Below are 13,323 nucleotides of genomic sequence, written 5' to 3'. Positions count from 1 at the left end.
CGCCCCGGCGTGGATACGCGCCCGCTGGTCCCCCCTTTGCACCAGAGGGAGCACGCACGTGCCGGGGCACCCAAAGGGGGAAGGCTGCGCGGACGGGGCTCCGCTTCGGTCTGCCCAACCGAACCCGCCCGCCAGCCTTTCCCCGCTCTCCGAATTCATTGCACCACAGCAGCATTCACGCCACGGTGAACCTTCACGGAAGGCCCTCACATGCAACCCTACACAGCCGAACCGCACCACTCCTCGGCAGGAATCCTCTCTCGCGACGAACACCGATGCTTCCAGGACCGGGGCATGTGATGACTTCACCACTCCCGGACGAACCCGACGTGCACCTGATTGTGCGGATTCGCGGCTACCAGCTGCACTACGCGGCGTGCTTGACGGCGGCTCTGGTGTTTGTGCAAGACGAAGGTATCCGCCGTTGCACCGACGCCGTGTGCGTCGCCAGTGGCGGGGCTGATCGCCTGCCCCGTTTGCCGTGTGAGCAGTTGTATGTCGAGCGATGATGCGACACCCAGCCCGCCCGCTTGCCCGGTGACACGTGCGGGCGCGACACTGACCTGTTCGGACCATGACGAGAAGGAGTAGACGTGGGGAATGAGGAGCAGCTGACGATGGATCTCGGCGTACCCGTCGAGCAGACCGAATGGGGGAAATGGGTTGATCCGGCCCGCCGCAAGGCGCAAGCCCGGAAGTTCATGGACTATGCGGGCATACGTGAGATCCCCTCGGAGCCGTGGCCGGAAGACTCAGCGGAGGTTAAGCGGCTCGATCCGATTATTGCCGAGCTGTTCCCAGATATGGCTACAGCGATGGCTCCCGAGAACGCGGACATGGCCGACGCTTTCATCTGTTTCATTGGTGAGTGCTTTACCAAGTTTGCAGGTGCCGAGTGGATCGAATACAAATGGTTCGGTCGCGATCATTCATTTTATGACCACGTGAATCCGGCCCTGCAATTTGACACGTTGGATGAAGACGTAGACACCGTATGGGGACTGATGGACAGCATGATCGGATTCGACCCTGATGTCTATGACGGGATGTTCTCCACAATGACTGCCATCTTCCGTGAATATGCAGCGTATCACCAAGAGAAGCTTGACGAAGAAGCCTCGACTGCTCGATGAAGGCTAACCAAACAACCTCCTTGACAAGGGCTTTCCGCACACCGGGGGGTGTGTCCAGCGATGGACGAATACGACAGAGACCGCGACAAGTTCCCGAATCATGAACGCGGCAGGATATTTGAGAACGGCATCGACCGATTCTTTCGCGACCGCGAGAACGGGTATGTTCCAGGGTCGCGAGTATACGAAACCACGAAGGGGCGAATCCGGGTCGACCACTCCAAACAAGTCGGCGCACGGACATTCACCATAGAAGATAAATCCGGTCGAATCGAAGGGCAGAAAGACAAAAAGCAGCTGGAGGCGATGCGAGAGATTCTTAAAGAGAATCCGAACCACCAGCACATTTTGCGATCCGTCGAAGGTGAGACGGTAGCGAAAGACCTGCAAAAACTGATAGACGGCTTGATCCGTGATTTCCCGAACCAATTTCAGCATAATGTAATATCGCGAGCCGACGCCCGCGAAATTTGGGCGCGTGGTCTCGCCCTGGAGCGCGGTAAAGCGCAGCAGCTCGAATTGCCGGGTATCCGGGAGAAAGCTCGGCAGGAGAAGGCTCAGGCTCTACAGAAGCGGCGGGATAAAATTGCGTTGCTGGCGCGAGCGCGTGCGCGAGCCGAAAAATTCGGGAAGATGCTGCGGTTCCGGGAAGCCGCTTCACGCGGACGGGCGGATGCCCCGCAGAAGATCGAACGTGGTCGGCAGGCCAGGGAAGAAGCTGAGCGAGCCAGGCAGGCACGGGGACCCGATGAGCGTGCGCAGGTTGAACGGGCGGCTGCCGAACGGGTGGCGCTGGAATTCCCGGTGCCTGAACAGTTTCAGGTACGGGAAGCCGTCGACGCTGGGGAACAGGCGGCCCGAGACGTGGCCGATGCTGCCAGCCTAGAGCGCGCAGCAGCCGAAGCCCGCACTGCGGAGGAGAAAGCGCGCGAAGATGCCCGCATTGCACGCGAGGCAGCCGACAAGGAACGCGTGGAAGAACTGGCACGACTCCAAGCCCGCGGACTGCCCCCGGACGTAGTCGAGCTTCTCGGGCTCGGCCAGGCACAACCACCGTCAGCGGCGGCGCGGGAGCCGCTTGGTCCTGCGCCGGGCGTTGTGCGTGGCGGTACCGGACACGGACAGGACCGCACGCGCGGACTATCCCGCGACCGATAACCGTCCGCGCTCGATCGGCTCACAGTGTGGTCGGCCCCTGTCGGGGATGGGGATCTCACAACCGGCGGACAGAACATCAGGACAGCCCAAAACGGCCCCAAACCCGGGACGGTTCACCATCCAGCAACATTGCGCCAAGCCCAGCCTTGCCCGTGTTCACACCGCTATCCACACGAGAGGATGATCCAGCACATGCACTTGATCGAAGTCGAGCGTAAACGCGAACTCGCCGACCCCAGCACCCTGCGCCAACGACTCACCGAACTCGGCTACCGCGAGGCCGGACACCTCGCCGAGGTGGACACCTACTACAGCCGACCAGACGTCGATTACATGAAAACTGTTGAGTGCCTTCGCATTCGGTGTCGCGACGGGTTCGCGGAGATCACCTACAAGCCGCCGTCCAACGCCGCCACCCACAGCGACACCAACGTGATCGCCAAACGCGAAACCAACGTCACGCTCAACGGTCCGGACCAAGCCGACGCCGCCAACCAACTGCTCTCCGCAATCGGCATGGTCCAACTCGTGCGCGTCGAGAAAGATCGCACCATCTACCAGCACCCTGACCACGACGACATCATCGTCAGCATCGATGCCGTGAAGGATGCCGGGACCTACGTCGAGACCGAGGTCACCGCCGCAGACGCCGAGGCAGCGACCCTTCACCTCCAGGAGATCGAATTCGAACTCCGCATAGCCGACCACCCCGTCGTCAACCTGCCCTATCGCGATCTCGTCATGGCCGCCGCCAACTGATCGCATTACCGGCTTCCTCCGCGCGAGTACCTATTCGCCCGGTCAACCAGATCACATCGCATGCGGGAAGTTCGCGGGATTCGTTGTAGCGCAACTGACCTGTTCGGACCATGACGAGAAGGAGGTAGACGTGGGGAATGACGAGCAGATGACGATGGATCTCGGCGTACCCGTCGAGCAGACCGAATGGGGAAAATGGGTCGACCCGAATCGGCGGTCAGCCCAGGTGCGGAAGTTCCTCGATTACGCGGGATTGCGCGACATTCCATCTGAGCCGTGGCCCGAAGGGGCTCCAGAATTGTCCAGGCTGGACGCCGTTGTAGCCGAACTGTTTCCTGATATGGCTACCGCTACGGCTCCCGAGAACGCCGACATGGCCGACGCCTTCATATGTTTTCTGGGCGAACTCTTCATCAGGTTCGCGGGCGCACACTGGGAGGATTATCAATGGTTCGGTCGCCAGAATTCTTTCTACGATCACGTCAATCCGTTGCTCGAATATGGCTTCGACACCGACGGCGACACCGCGTACGGATTGATGAAACTCATGATCGACGACTATGACCCAGCCGACGGTGGCATGTTCTCCAGCACGGCCGAAATGCTGCGCGAATTCGCCGACGAATACGCGTCGTCACGCGACGGTGCGTAGCTCAACGCTTTCAACCTGAAGGCATCGCAATATTCCGGGGTTGGCGCTGCCATGCCTGACGAGTACGACAGAATCCGAGATCCATACGATAATCATACTCGCAGAAGGATTTTCGAGAACGGCATACAACATCTTTTCCGCGATCGCGAGAACGGTTATGTACAGCAACCGGATCGATATACCGCATCGCTAGTACTCCAGCGCGACTTCGTGATCGTTGGTGTTGGTGCTGGTCAGAATGGTGCTGTGGGGTGGATTGCGGTGTCGGGTTGAGTCTCCATCGGGGGGAGACATCAAGCTTGTGGGCATGGACGACGAGAACCTCCTCACGATCGGGGCTTTGGCCGAGCGGACCGGTTTGACGGTCAAGACGATCCGGTTCTACTCCGACAAGGGGATCGTTCCGCCGACCTGTCACAGCCCGGCTGGCTACCGCCTCTATGACGTGCACGCTTTGGCGCGCCTGGAACTGGTCCGGACGTTGCGTGAGCTGGATATCGATCTGGCCACAATCCGACGCATCCTGGTTCGCGAGATCTCGGTGACCGATGTCGCTGGAGCACACGCAGCGGCCCTCGACGTGCAGATCCGCGTGCTGCGTCTTCGGCGTGCGGTGTTGCAAGCGGTAGCCGAACGGGGTTCGAACCCACAGGAGATGGATCTGATGCACAAACTGGTGAATCTGTCGGAAGCCGAACGGCACCGCTTCATCCACGACTTCATCGACGACACCTTCGGCGGCGTCGATGCCAATCCGGCCATGGTGGAGTTGCTGCGCTCGAGCATGCCGGAACTTCCGGACGACCCCACGCCCGAGCAGGTCGGGGCATGGATGGAGCTCGTAGAGTTGGTGCAGGACAACGACTTCCGTACGGCAGTGCGGCGGATGGCCGAATATCAGGCCAAAGAACGCGCCGAGGGCGACACCACGGGCCTGCATCACGATCTGACCGAGACTGTGTGTGAGGAAGTCGGTCGGGCACTCGCGGCGGATATCGCGCCGGATTCGGCGAGTGCGGCCGACATTGTCGACACGCTGACCGCACGGTACGCCGAGACCTTCGGTCGGGCCGATGACGACCAGCTGCGGCGGTGGGTGCTCGAGCGGCTCGCGGTCGCCAACGACCCTCGCGTGGCGCGGTACTGGCAGCTGGTCGCCATCATCAACGGCTGGCCGCCGCTTCCGGATCTGGGACCGGTGTTCACCTGGTTCGGACAAGCGCTGCACACCTATCTCGACAAGCAGCACTGAGGTCTGCGTGCGACGCAGCGGCTGGAGCGGTGCTCGCGGCGTCGGGTGATGAGGGCGCGAGGAAACAGTGCGCAACCCAACTGAACTGGTAGCGGTCGGTGACGGGGTGGACCCGGTCCGGTGGCGGCGGGAATTCGAGAACCTGGTTCGGCGGATCGGCTCACGATTCGCGCGGGTGGAGACCCACCGCCGGTCGTGTCGAGAAGTGGAAGCTCGAGGGTGGGGGCAACTCGGCCGAGTACGAGTTCGACATCCATAGTCCCGGCAATGCCGACGAAGACTACGAGGTGCAGGTCGACGCCTACTCCGGTCAGCTGAGGACCGCCGGGTAGCCCGGTCACAACCGGCCCCTACTCTGTTGCCCAGCGTGCTAAGAGTTCGTGATCTCCTCGATCACCGTGGGCGGGCCGGGGACGCTGGGCGATCTCGTCCGCGATCGCGCGGGCCCGGTCACGGTATGCGCCGTCGTCGAGCGTCTCCGTCACCGCCGCGGAGATCGCGGTCGCGGCATCGACTGTGATCGCGGTTCCCGACGCGACGGCGCGGGCGGCGTTGATGGGTTGGTCGGCGCCCTGGGGCCACAGCACCATGGGTAGGCCGTGGGCCAGCGCGCCGAGGATCGTGCCGACGCCCCCTGCAATGCTGGCCAGCCAGTCCGTAATTCCGTTGTCTTATAACAGATCTCGGCAGGCGAGCGCACCCCGGTACACCCTGCGCCGCGACCGCCCAATACTGTGCTATCGACATCGGGAGGGAACATCGTGTCGGACGACATCGAGACACCATCGGACAAGCCGTCGCGGGCCGTCACCGCGTGGACGCTAGGGCTGCTTTGCCTGTCGATCGTGGCGGGGGGAGTGATCGTCGGCGGACTCTTGCACCATCCGGAACACGAACTGACGACCGCACCGGTGACCACCACCAAGCCGAAGCCGGAGAAGGAGCACACCTACGTCACCCCGCCGGTCACGTACCCGACGCAGATTCCTGGCTGTGCGACGGTCGAACCACCTGGCAAGAACGAAGGGTTCTCGATGGTCTCGGAGGGAAGACCCAGTTACGACAACCCGGCGTACCCCTGGTTCTCCGGGCCCAAGGCCGTCGCTATGTCGGCGGCGGCGCTGGACGCGCTGCCCGACGGCGTCGCTCTCGGCTTCGCGTCCCTCGACGACTCGCTGGTCTTCCAGCCCATCGACAGTCCCGAAGACCCGGCGGACGCCGCGCGATTCGGTGGTTCCACGACCGCACACGCGACGCTGACGCGGGGCGGCCAGACGGGCTCGCTCTTTGTCTCGGTCGAGCAATCCACCGAACCGATCCCGGCGTGTGTAGCGGGCAGCCTCGATGCGCGCCGCATCCTCCCCGACGGCACGACCGTCGACACCCACGACACCTGGTCGGAAACCGATGGCGTCCGCACGCTCCGCCGCAGCGCCACCGCCTATGCGCCCGACGGCAGCAGGGTTTACGCGTCCGCCGATGACTCGTCGGAGACCAGCTTCCCCTCCGGGAAGGTGCCGATGACCATCGATGAACTGGTCGCGCTGGCGACTGCGCCCGGCGTCCGTGTCACCACACCGGTTCCGCCGGGAACGCCGGACGCGCCCCTGCCCTGCCGCTACTGGCCAACGCCAAAAAAGGCGTCTACTCCGATCGACGAGACAACTGCCCGCAGGCTGGATTCGGTGCTGTCGCGGATACAGCTCGACGGCCTCGTCCTCGACCGGCCGCTGGGCGCCCTGCGGCCGGGCTCGTACGGACCCGGCGTATGCCAGGCGGTTCGCGTCACCGCCACCGGGCAACAGTCGGAGCTGCGCATCGTGATCACCGTCGAACCAACGCGCCCAACGGAATCCACCCAGCCGTCGAGAAGCGACCCGCGGACCAGCACCCGGACGTTGCCGGACGGGACGGTCATCGAGACTCAGGAACCTGATGGTTCCGGCGTGGCGACCGGGGAGAACTCACCTCAGGTGACGCGGACCGTCGTCGTGACACACCCCTCGGGCACCGAGGTGGAGGTGTCTTCCACCGCGAAGTCGGCACCCGAACTGCTCAGCGCCGCCCAACTCGAGGCGATAGCGTCGACCCCCGATCTGGAGGTGAAGTGATGGCATGGGCGCCAGGTGTGCGCGGTCTGGTGCTCGCCGCGGTGCTCGCCGTCGGCACCAGCGCGGGCGCGGTCGCGGTGCTGCTGCACCCCGAGGACAGCATCCGCAAGATCACCGGAACCAACGCTGCCGCACCAGGTCTCGCGTGGTCGAGCACGGCCGCCGAGCTCTCCGGCCAGGCGTCCGCGAAGTTCCACACCCCGGTCGACGGCACCGAATACGACTACGGCAGTGTCGGTTTCATCGACGCGGGAAACACGATGATCACCGTGATCGGCACACCGGGCGAGTCGTCGCTCCGCGACCCGCAGATGTACGGCATCGATGCGCGAACCGGTGCGATGCGCTGGCGCGCGCCTGCCGCCAAGTTGGGCGGTTGTGCCGAGGTGCCGATCGACGGCAAGCTCGTCTGCTTCACCTCCCTGTCGGACGATACTCCCGCCCTGGTCGGGTTCGACATCGACAGCGGCGCCGTCACCCGCACCCCGGTCGAGTGGAAGTACCCATTCGGCATCGCCGCCGACCACGATCGCCTCTACGTCGCGGAGGGCGACGTCGAATCCGACGACGTGCGCGTGCACGCGGGCACCCTCGCAGACCCGAAAGCGCACTGGTCCCGCACCTTCGCGATGGGCGCCTCGTATGAGAGCGATTACAGCCGACCCCTGGATGTCGCACACGGCCAGGGCGTGTTCGAACTCGGCGCAGACCTCGCCGGTTTCGACCTGCGCACCGGCAATCCGACCTGGACCGCCGAACTGTACGGATGGCCCTACACCCGTACAACTTTCGATGCTCTCGTCGTGCGCACCGGGTCCCGCCTGGAAGGCAGCAACGGCCGCACCGGCGCCGATATCCTGGACCGCACCGGCCGCATCCTCGCCAGCACCGACAGCCCGGCAGTGCAGGATGTCGAAGTCGATCGCCCCACCGACGACACCATTCCCATCCTGCTGGCCGACACCGCCTATGACCGCCGCGACGGCACTGTCCGCTGGACCAACCCCGACCTGGTCACCCACGACACGACGCTGCGAGTCGCCACCCTCGGCGACACCGCTGTGCTCTTCAACTACACCGCATTCACCGCCACCGGCGTGGATCTCCGCACCGGCCACCAGCTTTGGAAGACCACTACCCGCCGCGTCGGCACCGTCCACACCTGGAACGGCCGCGTCGCCGTCCTCTCCGACGCTGAGGGACTGTGGGCAATCGACCCCCACACCGGCAACACGGTCTGGGACATCCCCTTCCGCGCCGTCACCGACGCCCCGACCGGCATCACCGGCGGCGGCCAACTCACCGAAAAGAACAGCGGCACATACACCTACACCGACTCACATACCATGATCGGCCTACGCCCCCTCGACTAGGCCCTAGCCCTGCTCGAGGAAGGTGGTCAGTCTGTCCAGGGACAGATAGGCCGCCAGGGGTGCGTGTCCCCCTGCCGCGTCGGTGCACGCGAGATCGAACTCGATCAGGCTGATCGGCTCGATCCGGCGGTAGGTCATGGTGACGTACAGGTCGAAGGCGCGGCTCGACAGTCGCCGCAACCCATCGGCTTGGAGTTGGGACAGCAGCACCAGATCGTGATCGATTCTGGCGGCGTAGATGTCGTTGTAGAACTAGTACTCCAGCATCACGTGATGCTGGAGTACTAGACCGCAAGGGAGCATTCGCGGGTAAAGCAGGTGCGTGTGACGACCGCATGGCGTGCAACGCCGAAGACCCCGCTCGGCCGGGTGGCCGAACGGGGTCGGGTGTCCCCCAACGAACGAGACGTCGGGTTCTTCGCCACTATCTACTTCGCCGGGGCCGGCGGAGGCTGGTTGATAGTGGAGAAGTATTGGATGGCCGCGCCGATGGCGACCGGGGCGGTGACCAGCAGCTGGCCCGCGATGGTGCCGAGGGCGCCGATCGCGACGATGCCGCCGAGGCAGCCGATGGCCGCGGCCGGGATGAACGCGCCGAACAGTCCGACGATCGCGGCCGAGGCGACGGTCGCGCCGGCGATGCCGCCCAGCACGCAGCCGACCGCCGCGCCGCCGATGCCGCCGACCAGGGTTCCGAGCGTCGCGCCCATCGAAATGGTGCTGGTCATCCGGGACCAGGCGGCCTGCTCCCGGTCGTATTCGGTCTTCCAGGGCGCCTTGTCCTCGAACGGCAGAGCAACCGGCTTGTAGGTCGCGTGCCCCACGTCGAACTGCGGAGTCAGCGTCGCCGTGCGACCGGCGATGTCGGCCGCGATCGGGAATTCGAAGTCGTCGACCCGGAACTTCAGCGGCATGCCGGTGAGCACGGTGCCGTTGGCGGCCTTGATCTTGAAGACACCGTTCTCGACGACCATCGAGCCGGCGTCGGTGGTGACGATGGACTGGGTGTCGGTGGCGTAGGCGGTGAAGTCGACCGCGTCTTCGGTCTCGGGCTGCGCACCGGCCGAGCCGGACGCGATCCCGACTGCGGCGACCAGACCTGCGGCCACCGCAACGATTTTCCTCATCGTTGTTTCTTTCCTCTCGGGTTTTCTCGGGGAAGCGGCCACGTCGCACGCGCCGCACGCCTGCCGCGGATCACGGCCGGCAGGTCAGAGATCGAGCACGAGCGGGCCCGACCCGGCCCGGGAGACGCACAGCATCATCGTGTCGCCGCGCGCCTGTTCCTCCGCGGTGAGCACCGTGTCGCGGTGCTCGATATCGCCTGCGAGAACAGCGGTTTCGCAGCTGCCACAGGCGCCTTCGCGGCATGAGGTGACGATGCCTATCCCGGCCGATTCCAGGACGTCGGCGATGGACTCGTTCGCCCCGACCTGGAATGTCCGTCCGCTGGCGGCCAACCGCACCTCGAACGTCTCGTTGGCGGCGAACTGCACCCGTCGCGGCACGAAACGCTCCAGATGCACCGGCAGACCGCGCCGCGTCCCTTCGGCTTCGACGGCGGCCAGGAGTGGTTCGGGTCCGCAGCAGTACACGGCGGTGTCGCGGAGGCCATCGAGTATCCGCGCCAGCGGCAGCAAGCCGTGCTCGTCTTGCGGCAGCAGGTGCGCTTGCGGGTAGCGCTCGGCGATGGCGTCGGCGAAGGCCATGTGCCGCCGGGTGCGGCCGCCGTAGTAGAGCGACCAGCGCGCGCCCGCGGCTTCCGCGGCGGCCAGCATGGGCAGGATCGGGGTGATCCCGATCCCCCCGGCCAGGAACACGTAACTCGCGCGGGGAACAAGCTCGAAGTTGTTGCGCGGCTGTGCAACTCGCAGCACCGATCCGGGCTGCGCGGCCCGGTGCAGATAGGCCGAGCCACCGCGCCCGTCCGGCTCGTGCAGCACCGCGATGCGCCAGCGCGACCGGTCAGCGGGGTCGCCGCACAGCGAGTACTGCCGCACCCCTGCCGCGCCGACCGCGACGTCGATGTGCGCACCTGGCGTCCACGACGGCAGTTCACCACCGTCGACGGCCGCCAGATCCAGCGAGAACACGCCCACGGCCTCGTCGCGGCGGCGCCAGACTCGTACCGCTGTGTCAGTCATTTCCGTCCCCTGGTCCGGCAACGTCTCCGCGATCACCGTCGCCGAGATGGGGCGCGTCCGCAGCGGACGAACGGGCAGTCGATTCGCACAATCGACGTTGACTATCGCCCCCGCCCGCATCCGCACGCCGCACGGAGACTGACGCCATGACCACTGTGGCGGAATTGGTGGACAAGACCACCCAGTTCATTCGGGACCACGTCGTTCCGGTGGAACGCGAGGTCGTTGTCGACGGGCGGGTGATGGACGACGCGCTGCGGCTCGAGCTGCAGAAGAAGGCAAAAGAGGCCGGTGTCTTCGGCCCGCTGTCGGATCCGAGGTACGGCGGACTCGGCCTGGACACCCGCGCCCAGGCGCAGGTGCTCGAGGCCGCGGGCGCCAGCCTGCTCGGACCGATCGCGCTGAACGCGTGGGCGCCGGACGACGGCAACATCCACCTGCTCGCGCACGTGGCGAACGAGGACCAGCAGGAGCGCTACCTCGCGCCGCTGGCCTCGGGCGACGTGCGGTCCGCGATCGCGATGACCGAACCGGCTCCCGGCGCCGGTTCCGACCCCGGCATGTTGCGGACCGTCGCCGAGGAAACCGACTCCGGCTGGGTCATCAACGGCGCCAAGCACTTCACCACCGGCGCGCAGGGTGCGGCGTTCACCATCTGCGTCGCCCGCACCGGCGACGGACCGACGATGTTCCTGGTCGACCAGGACAACCCCGGGTTGCGGGTAGGGCGCCGGATGCCGACCCTCGATCACACCAGCGCGCCGGGCGGCCACTGCGAGGTGACCTTCACCGACTGCGAGGTGCCCGATTCCGCCGTGCTGGGCGAGGTCGGCCAGGGCCTGACGCTCGCTCAGGTCCGGCTCGCGCCCTCGCGTCTGGTGTTCTGCATGAATTGGCTCGGGCTGGCCGTGCGCGCGCACCGGCTGACCATCCAGCACATCGGCACCCGCACCTCGTTCGGCGTCCCGATCGCCGAGCACGGCATGGCGCAAGGACTGATCGCCGACAACGAGATCGACATCGCCGCGGCTCGCGGCGTGATCCGCACCGCCGCCGAGACCATCGACGCGCAGGGGCCGACGTCCTCGCAGGCACGGCACGAGGCGTCGATCGCCAAGACGTTCGTCTCCGAGGCGGTCTGGCGGGTGCTCGACCGTGCGGTGCAGCTGCACGGCGGACTCGGCGTCTGCGAAGACCACCTGGTTGCCCGATTCCTGGTGGAGTCCAGGGCTTTCCGCATCTACGAGGGCCCGTCGGAGGTCCTGCGCTGGTCCATCGCCCGCCGCGCCCTGCGCACCGAACGCTGAAGGAGACATCATGACCACGCGTGAGATCACCGGTTTCGCGGCGGCATATCCCGAACTCGACTGTGCCGCCGTGGATTACGAATACCTGCGGGCGGTGTCGCAGGAGCTGGTTCCGTTCGGCCGTCACGTCGGCACGGTGATCACCGAGATCGGCCCGGAACGCGCCGTCGTCGAGATCCCCGCCACCGGCACCGTGCGCAACCACATGGGCACCGTGCACGCCGGTGCGCTGTTCACCGCCGCCGACATCGGCGGAGCGGCCGCGTTCGTCGGCGCCGCGGCCAGCCGTCTGCGCAGCGTCGAACGGTTGGTGCTGCGCGGGGGAACCGCAACCTACCGCAAGCCCGCCGTCGGCCGCATCCGCGCTGTCGCCACCGTCGACCAGCGCGAGCTCGCCGACGTGCTCGCCGCGAGGGCATCGAACCGGTTCGAGCTGTCCGGCAAGGCGACGCTGCTCGACGACGGCGACGTGGCCGTCGCCAAGTTCACCTTCGACTACGTCTGCGACGTCACCATTCCGGAGGGCGACCGATGACCACCACGGCACCGCACAATCGCTCGGAGTTCACCACGCTGGAGTCGACCAAGGTCGGCACCGCCGACGGTGTCACCTTCACCGTCCGCTTCCTGCCCGCGAAGAAGGCGGGCGCGCCGGTCGTGCTGATCCTGCCCGCCATGGCCATGAAGGCGAAGAACTACCTTCCGCTCGCGAAAGAGCTGCATGCCCAAGGACTTTCGGTCGCGATGACCGACCTGCGCGCGCACGGCGAGGCCCAGCCGGAGCTGGGGCTGCACCGCGATTTCGGCTACCGGGAGATGCTGGAGACCGACCTGCCCGCACTGGTCGCCGCGGTGCGGGAACGCTTTCCCGAAGCGCCGATCCACCTGTTCGGGCACAGCCTCGGCGGTCAGCTGGCGCTGCTGTTCACCGCGGCCGAACCCGAGCGGATCGCGGGCGTCACCGTCATCGGCACCGGCACCGTGTTCTGGTGGGCGTTCGGCGCCCGCCGATGGTGGGAGGCGCTGAGCCAGATCCAGTGGATCGGCCTGGTCTCCCGCTGGAAGGGCCATTGGCCCGGCGGCGTGCTCATTCCGGCCCCGATGCCGGGCGGCGTCATGCGCGACTGGTCGATGCACTCGCTGACCAGTTACTACCGCCCGAAGGGCAGCAAGCGGCAGTACAACACGCTGCTGCGGACCATGACCGCGCCGGTGCTGGCCATCTCGCTGTCCGACGACGTGCTCGGCCCGAAGTCCAACGTCGACTTCCTGGTCTCCCGGATGCCCAACGCGCGGGTGACCCAGTGGCACATCGACGAGAACTCGCCGGTCGATCACCGCGACCACTTCCTCTGGGTGAAGGACTCGCCCGCGATCGCGGCCAGGGTGGCGACCTGGATCGTCGCGGGCGAGCTGCCGGGCTGAGGGGTATCG

Annotated in this window: 14 protein-coding genes and 1 pseudogene; 11 read left to right on the top strand and 4 right to left on the bottom strand. The window is 65.9% G+C overall.

Annotated elements, in window-relative coordinates; translation table 11 throughout:
• Nucleotides 1-593: 593 nt before the first annotated feature.
• The 6 genes from ACWPXK_RS20705 to ACWPXK_RS20680 all read left to right on the top strand — a co-directional run bounded on the left by ACWPXK_RS20705 (nucleotide 594) and on the right by ACWPXK_RS20680 (nucleotide 5,286).
• The gene (locus tag ACWPXK_RS20705) at nucleotides 594-1,133 is read left to right on the top strand and encodes a hypothetical protein (protein WP_454197803.1); all 540 of its coding nucleotides are present in this window, start codon (nucleotides 594-596) and stop codon (nucleotides 1,131-1,133) included.
• Between the two features lie 60 nt (nucleotides 1,134-1,193).
• Entirely contained in the window at nucleotides 1,194-2,291 is a 1,098-nt protein-coding gene (locus tag ACWPXK_RS20700; protein ID WP_454197802.1) for a hypothetical protein, read from the top strand.
• A 192-nt stretch (nucleotides 2,292-2,483) separates the two neighbouring features.
• Nucleotides 2,484-3,050, top strand: coding sequence for a class IV adenylate cyclase (gene cyaB, locus ACWPXK_RS20695; RefSeq protein ID WP_454197801.1), 567 nt, complete (start codon nucleotides 2,484-2,486; stop codon nucleotides 3,048-3,050).
• A gap of 130 nt (nucleotides 3,051-3,180) precedes the next feature.
• On the top strand, nucleotides 3,181-3,702 hold the full coding sequence (locus ACWPXK_RS20690; RefSeq protein WP_454197800.1) for a hypothetical protein: 522 nt from the start codon (nucleotides 3,181-3,183) through the stop codon (nucleotides 3,700-3,702).
• 307 nt (nucleotides 3,703-4,009) lie between these two features.
• Nucleotides 4,010-4,954: a MerR family transcriptional regulator gene (locus tag ACWPXK_RS20685; RefSeq protein ID WP_454197799.1), complete on the top strand. Its 945-nt coding sequence runs from the start codon at nucleotides 4,010-4,012 to the stop codon at nucleotides 4,952-4,954.
• A gap of 98 nt (nucleotides 4,955-5,052) precedes the next feature.
• A complete protein-coding gene (locus tag ACWPXK_RS20680; protein ID WP_454197798.1) occupies nucleotides 5,053-5,286 on the top strand; it encodes a PepSY domain-containing protein in 234 nt (77 codons plus the stop codon).
• An 18-nt stretch (nucleotides 5,287-5,304) separates the two neighbouring features.
• Here ACWPXK_RS20680 and ACWPXK_RS20675 read toward each other — a convergent pair whose 3' ends face one another.
• The gene (locus tag ACWPXK_RS20675) at nucleotides 5,305-5,595 is read right to left on the bottom strand and encodes a glycosyltransferase (RefSeq protein ID WP_454197988.1); all 291 of its coding nucleotides are present in this window, start codon (nucleotides 5,593-5,595) and stop codon (nucleotides 5,305-5,307) included.
• A gap of 120 nt (nucleotides 5,596-5,715) precedes the next feature.
• Here ACWPXK_RS20675 and ACWPXK_RS20670 point away from each other — a divergent pair, with 120 nt between their 5' ends.
• Together ACWPXK_RS20670 and ACWPXK_RS20665 are read left to right on the top strand one after the other, a co-directional pair.
• Nucleotides 5,716-7,065 (top strand): hypothetical protein, encoded by a 1,350-nt coding sequence (locus ACWPXK_RS20670; RefSeq protein WP_454197797.1) that lies wholly within the window; start codon nucleotides 5,716-5,718, stop codon nucleotides 7,063-7,065.
• Nucleotides 7,065-8,438, top strand: coding sequence for an outer membrane protein assembly factor BamB family protein (locus tag ACWPXK_RS20665; RefSeq protein WP_454197796.1), 1,374 nt, complete (start codon nucleotides 7,065-7,067; stop codon nucleotides 8,436-8,438). The genes ACWPXK_RS20670 and ACWPXK_RS20665 overlap by 1 nt, the downstream gene beginning before the upstream one ends.
• Nucleotides 8,439-8,585: 147 nt before the next feature.
• Here the strand turns inward: ACWPXK_RS20665 and ACWPXK_RS20660 are convergent.
• From ACWPXK_RS20660 to ACWPXK_RS20650, 3 genes and pseudogenes are all read right to left on the bottom strand, one after another.
• Nucleotides 8,586-8,690: pseudogene (locus ACWPXK_RS20660) on the bottom strand (transcriptional regulator); the annotation flags it as partial.
• A 176-nt stretch (nucleotides 8,691-8,866) separates the two neighbouring features.
• Nucleotides 8,867-9,565, bottom strand: coding sequence for a hypothetical protein (locus ACWPXK_RS20655; protein ID WP_454197795.1), 699 nt, complete (start codon nucleotides 9,563-9,565; stop codon nucleotides 8,867-8,869).
• Between the two features lie 84 nt (nucleotides 9,566-9,649).
• Complete coding sequence (locus ACWPXK_RS20650) at nucleotides 9,650-10,582, bottom strand: PDR/VanB family oxidoreductase (protein WP_454197794.1); 933 nt, start codon at nucleotides 10,580-10,582, stop codon at nucleotides 9,650-9,652.
• A 146-nt stretch (nucleotides 10,583-10,728) separates the two neighbouring features.
• On the opposite strand from ACWPXK_RS20650, the gene ACWPXK_RS20645 reads away from it, so the two are divergent.
• From ACWPXK_RS20645 to ACWPXK_RS20635, 3 genes are read left to right on the top strand one after another with little or no spacing between them, the layout of a single operon-like run.
• Complete coding sequence (locus ACWPXK_RS20645) at nucleotides 10,729-11,889, top strand: acyl-CoA dehydrogenase family protein (protein ID WP_454197793.1); 1,161 nt, start codon at nucleotides 10,729-10,731, stop codon at nucleotides 11,887-11,889.
• 10 nt (nucleotides 11,890-11,899) lie between these two features.
• A complete protein-coding gene (locus tag ACWPXK_RS20640) occupies nucleotides 11,900-12,424 on the top strand; it encodes a YiiD C-terminal domain-containing protein (protein WP_454197792.1) in 525 nt (174 codons plus the stop codon).
• The gene (locus ACWPXK_RS20635; protein ID WP_454197791.1) at nucleotides 12,421-13,314 is read left to right on the top strand and encodes an alpha/beta hydrolase family protein; all 894 of its coding nucleotides are present in this window, start codon (nucleotides 12,421-12,423) and stop codon (nucleotides 13,312-13,314) included. The genes ACWPXK_RS20640 and ACWPXK_RS20635 overlap by 4 nt, the downstream gene beginning before the upstream one ends.
• Nucleotides 13,315-13,323: the final 9 nt, after the last annotated feature.

Source organism: Nocardia sp. Marseille-Q1738 (genome assembly GCF_965283145.1).
The sequence above is the reverse complement of the archived record's forward strand: the minus strand, read 5'-3'. Positions and strand labels throughout refer to the sequence as shown.

Bases quoted from the DNA above. Each gene is read 5' to 3' on its own strand.
- ACWPXK_RS20700 (WP_454197802.1), top strand. From the start codon at position 1,194: ATGGACGAATACGACAGAGACCGCGACAAGTTCCCGAATCATGAACGC.
- ACWPXK_RS20640 (WP_454197792.1), top strand. From the start codon at position 11,900: ATGACCACGCGTGAGATCACCGGTTTCGCGGCGGCATATCCCGAACTC.
- ACWPXK_RS20650 (WP_454197794.1), bottom strand. From the start codon at position 10,582: ATGACTGACACAGCGGTACGAGTCTGGCGCCGCCGCGACGAGGCCGTG.
- cyaB (WP_454197801.1), top strand. From the start codon at position 2,484: ATGCACTTGATCGAAGTCGAGCGTAAACGCGAACTCGCCGACCCCAGC.
- ACWPXK_RS20655 (WP_454197795.1), bottom strand. From the start codon at position 9,565: ATGAGGAAAATCGTTGCGGTGGCCGCAGGTCTGGTCGCCGCAGTCGGG.
- ACWPXK_RS20685 (WP_454197799.1), top strand. From the start codon at position 4,010: ATGGACGACGAGAACCTCCTCACGATCGGGGCTTTGGCCGAGCGGACC.
- ACWPXK_RS20645 (WP_454197793.1), top strand. From the start codon at position 10,729: ATGACCACTGTGGCGGAATTGGTGGACAAGACCACCCAGTTCATTCGG.
- ACWPXK_RS20665 (WP_454197796.1), top strand. From the start codon at position 7,065: ATGGCATGGGCGCCAGGTGTGCGCGGTCTGGTGCTCGCCGCGGTGCTC.
- ACWPXK_RS20635 (WP_454197791.1), top strand. From the start codon at position 12,421: ATGACCACCACGGCACCGCACAATCGCTCGGAGTTCACCACGCTGGAG.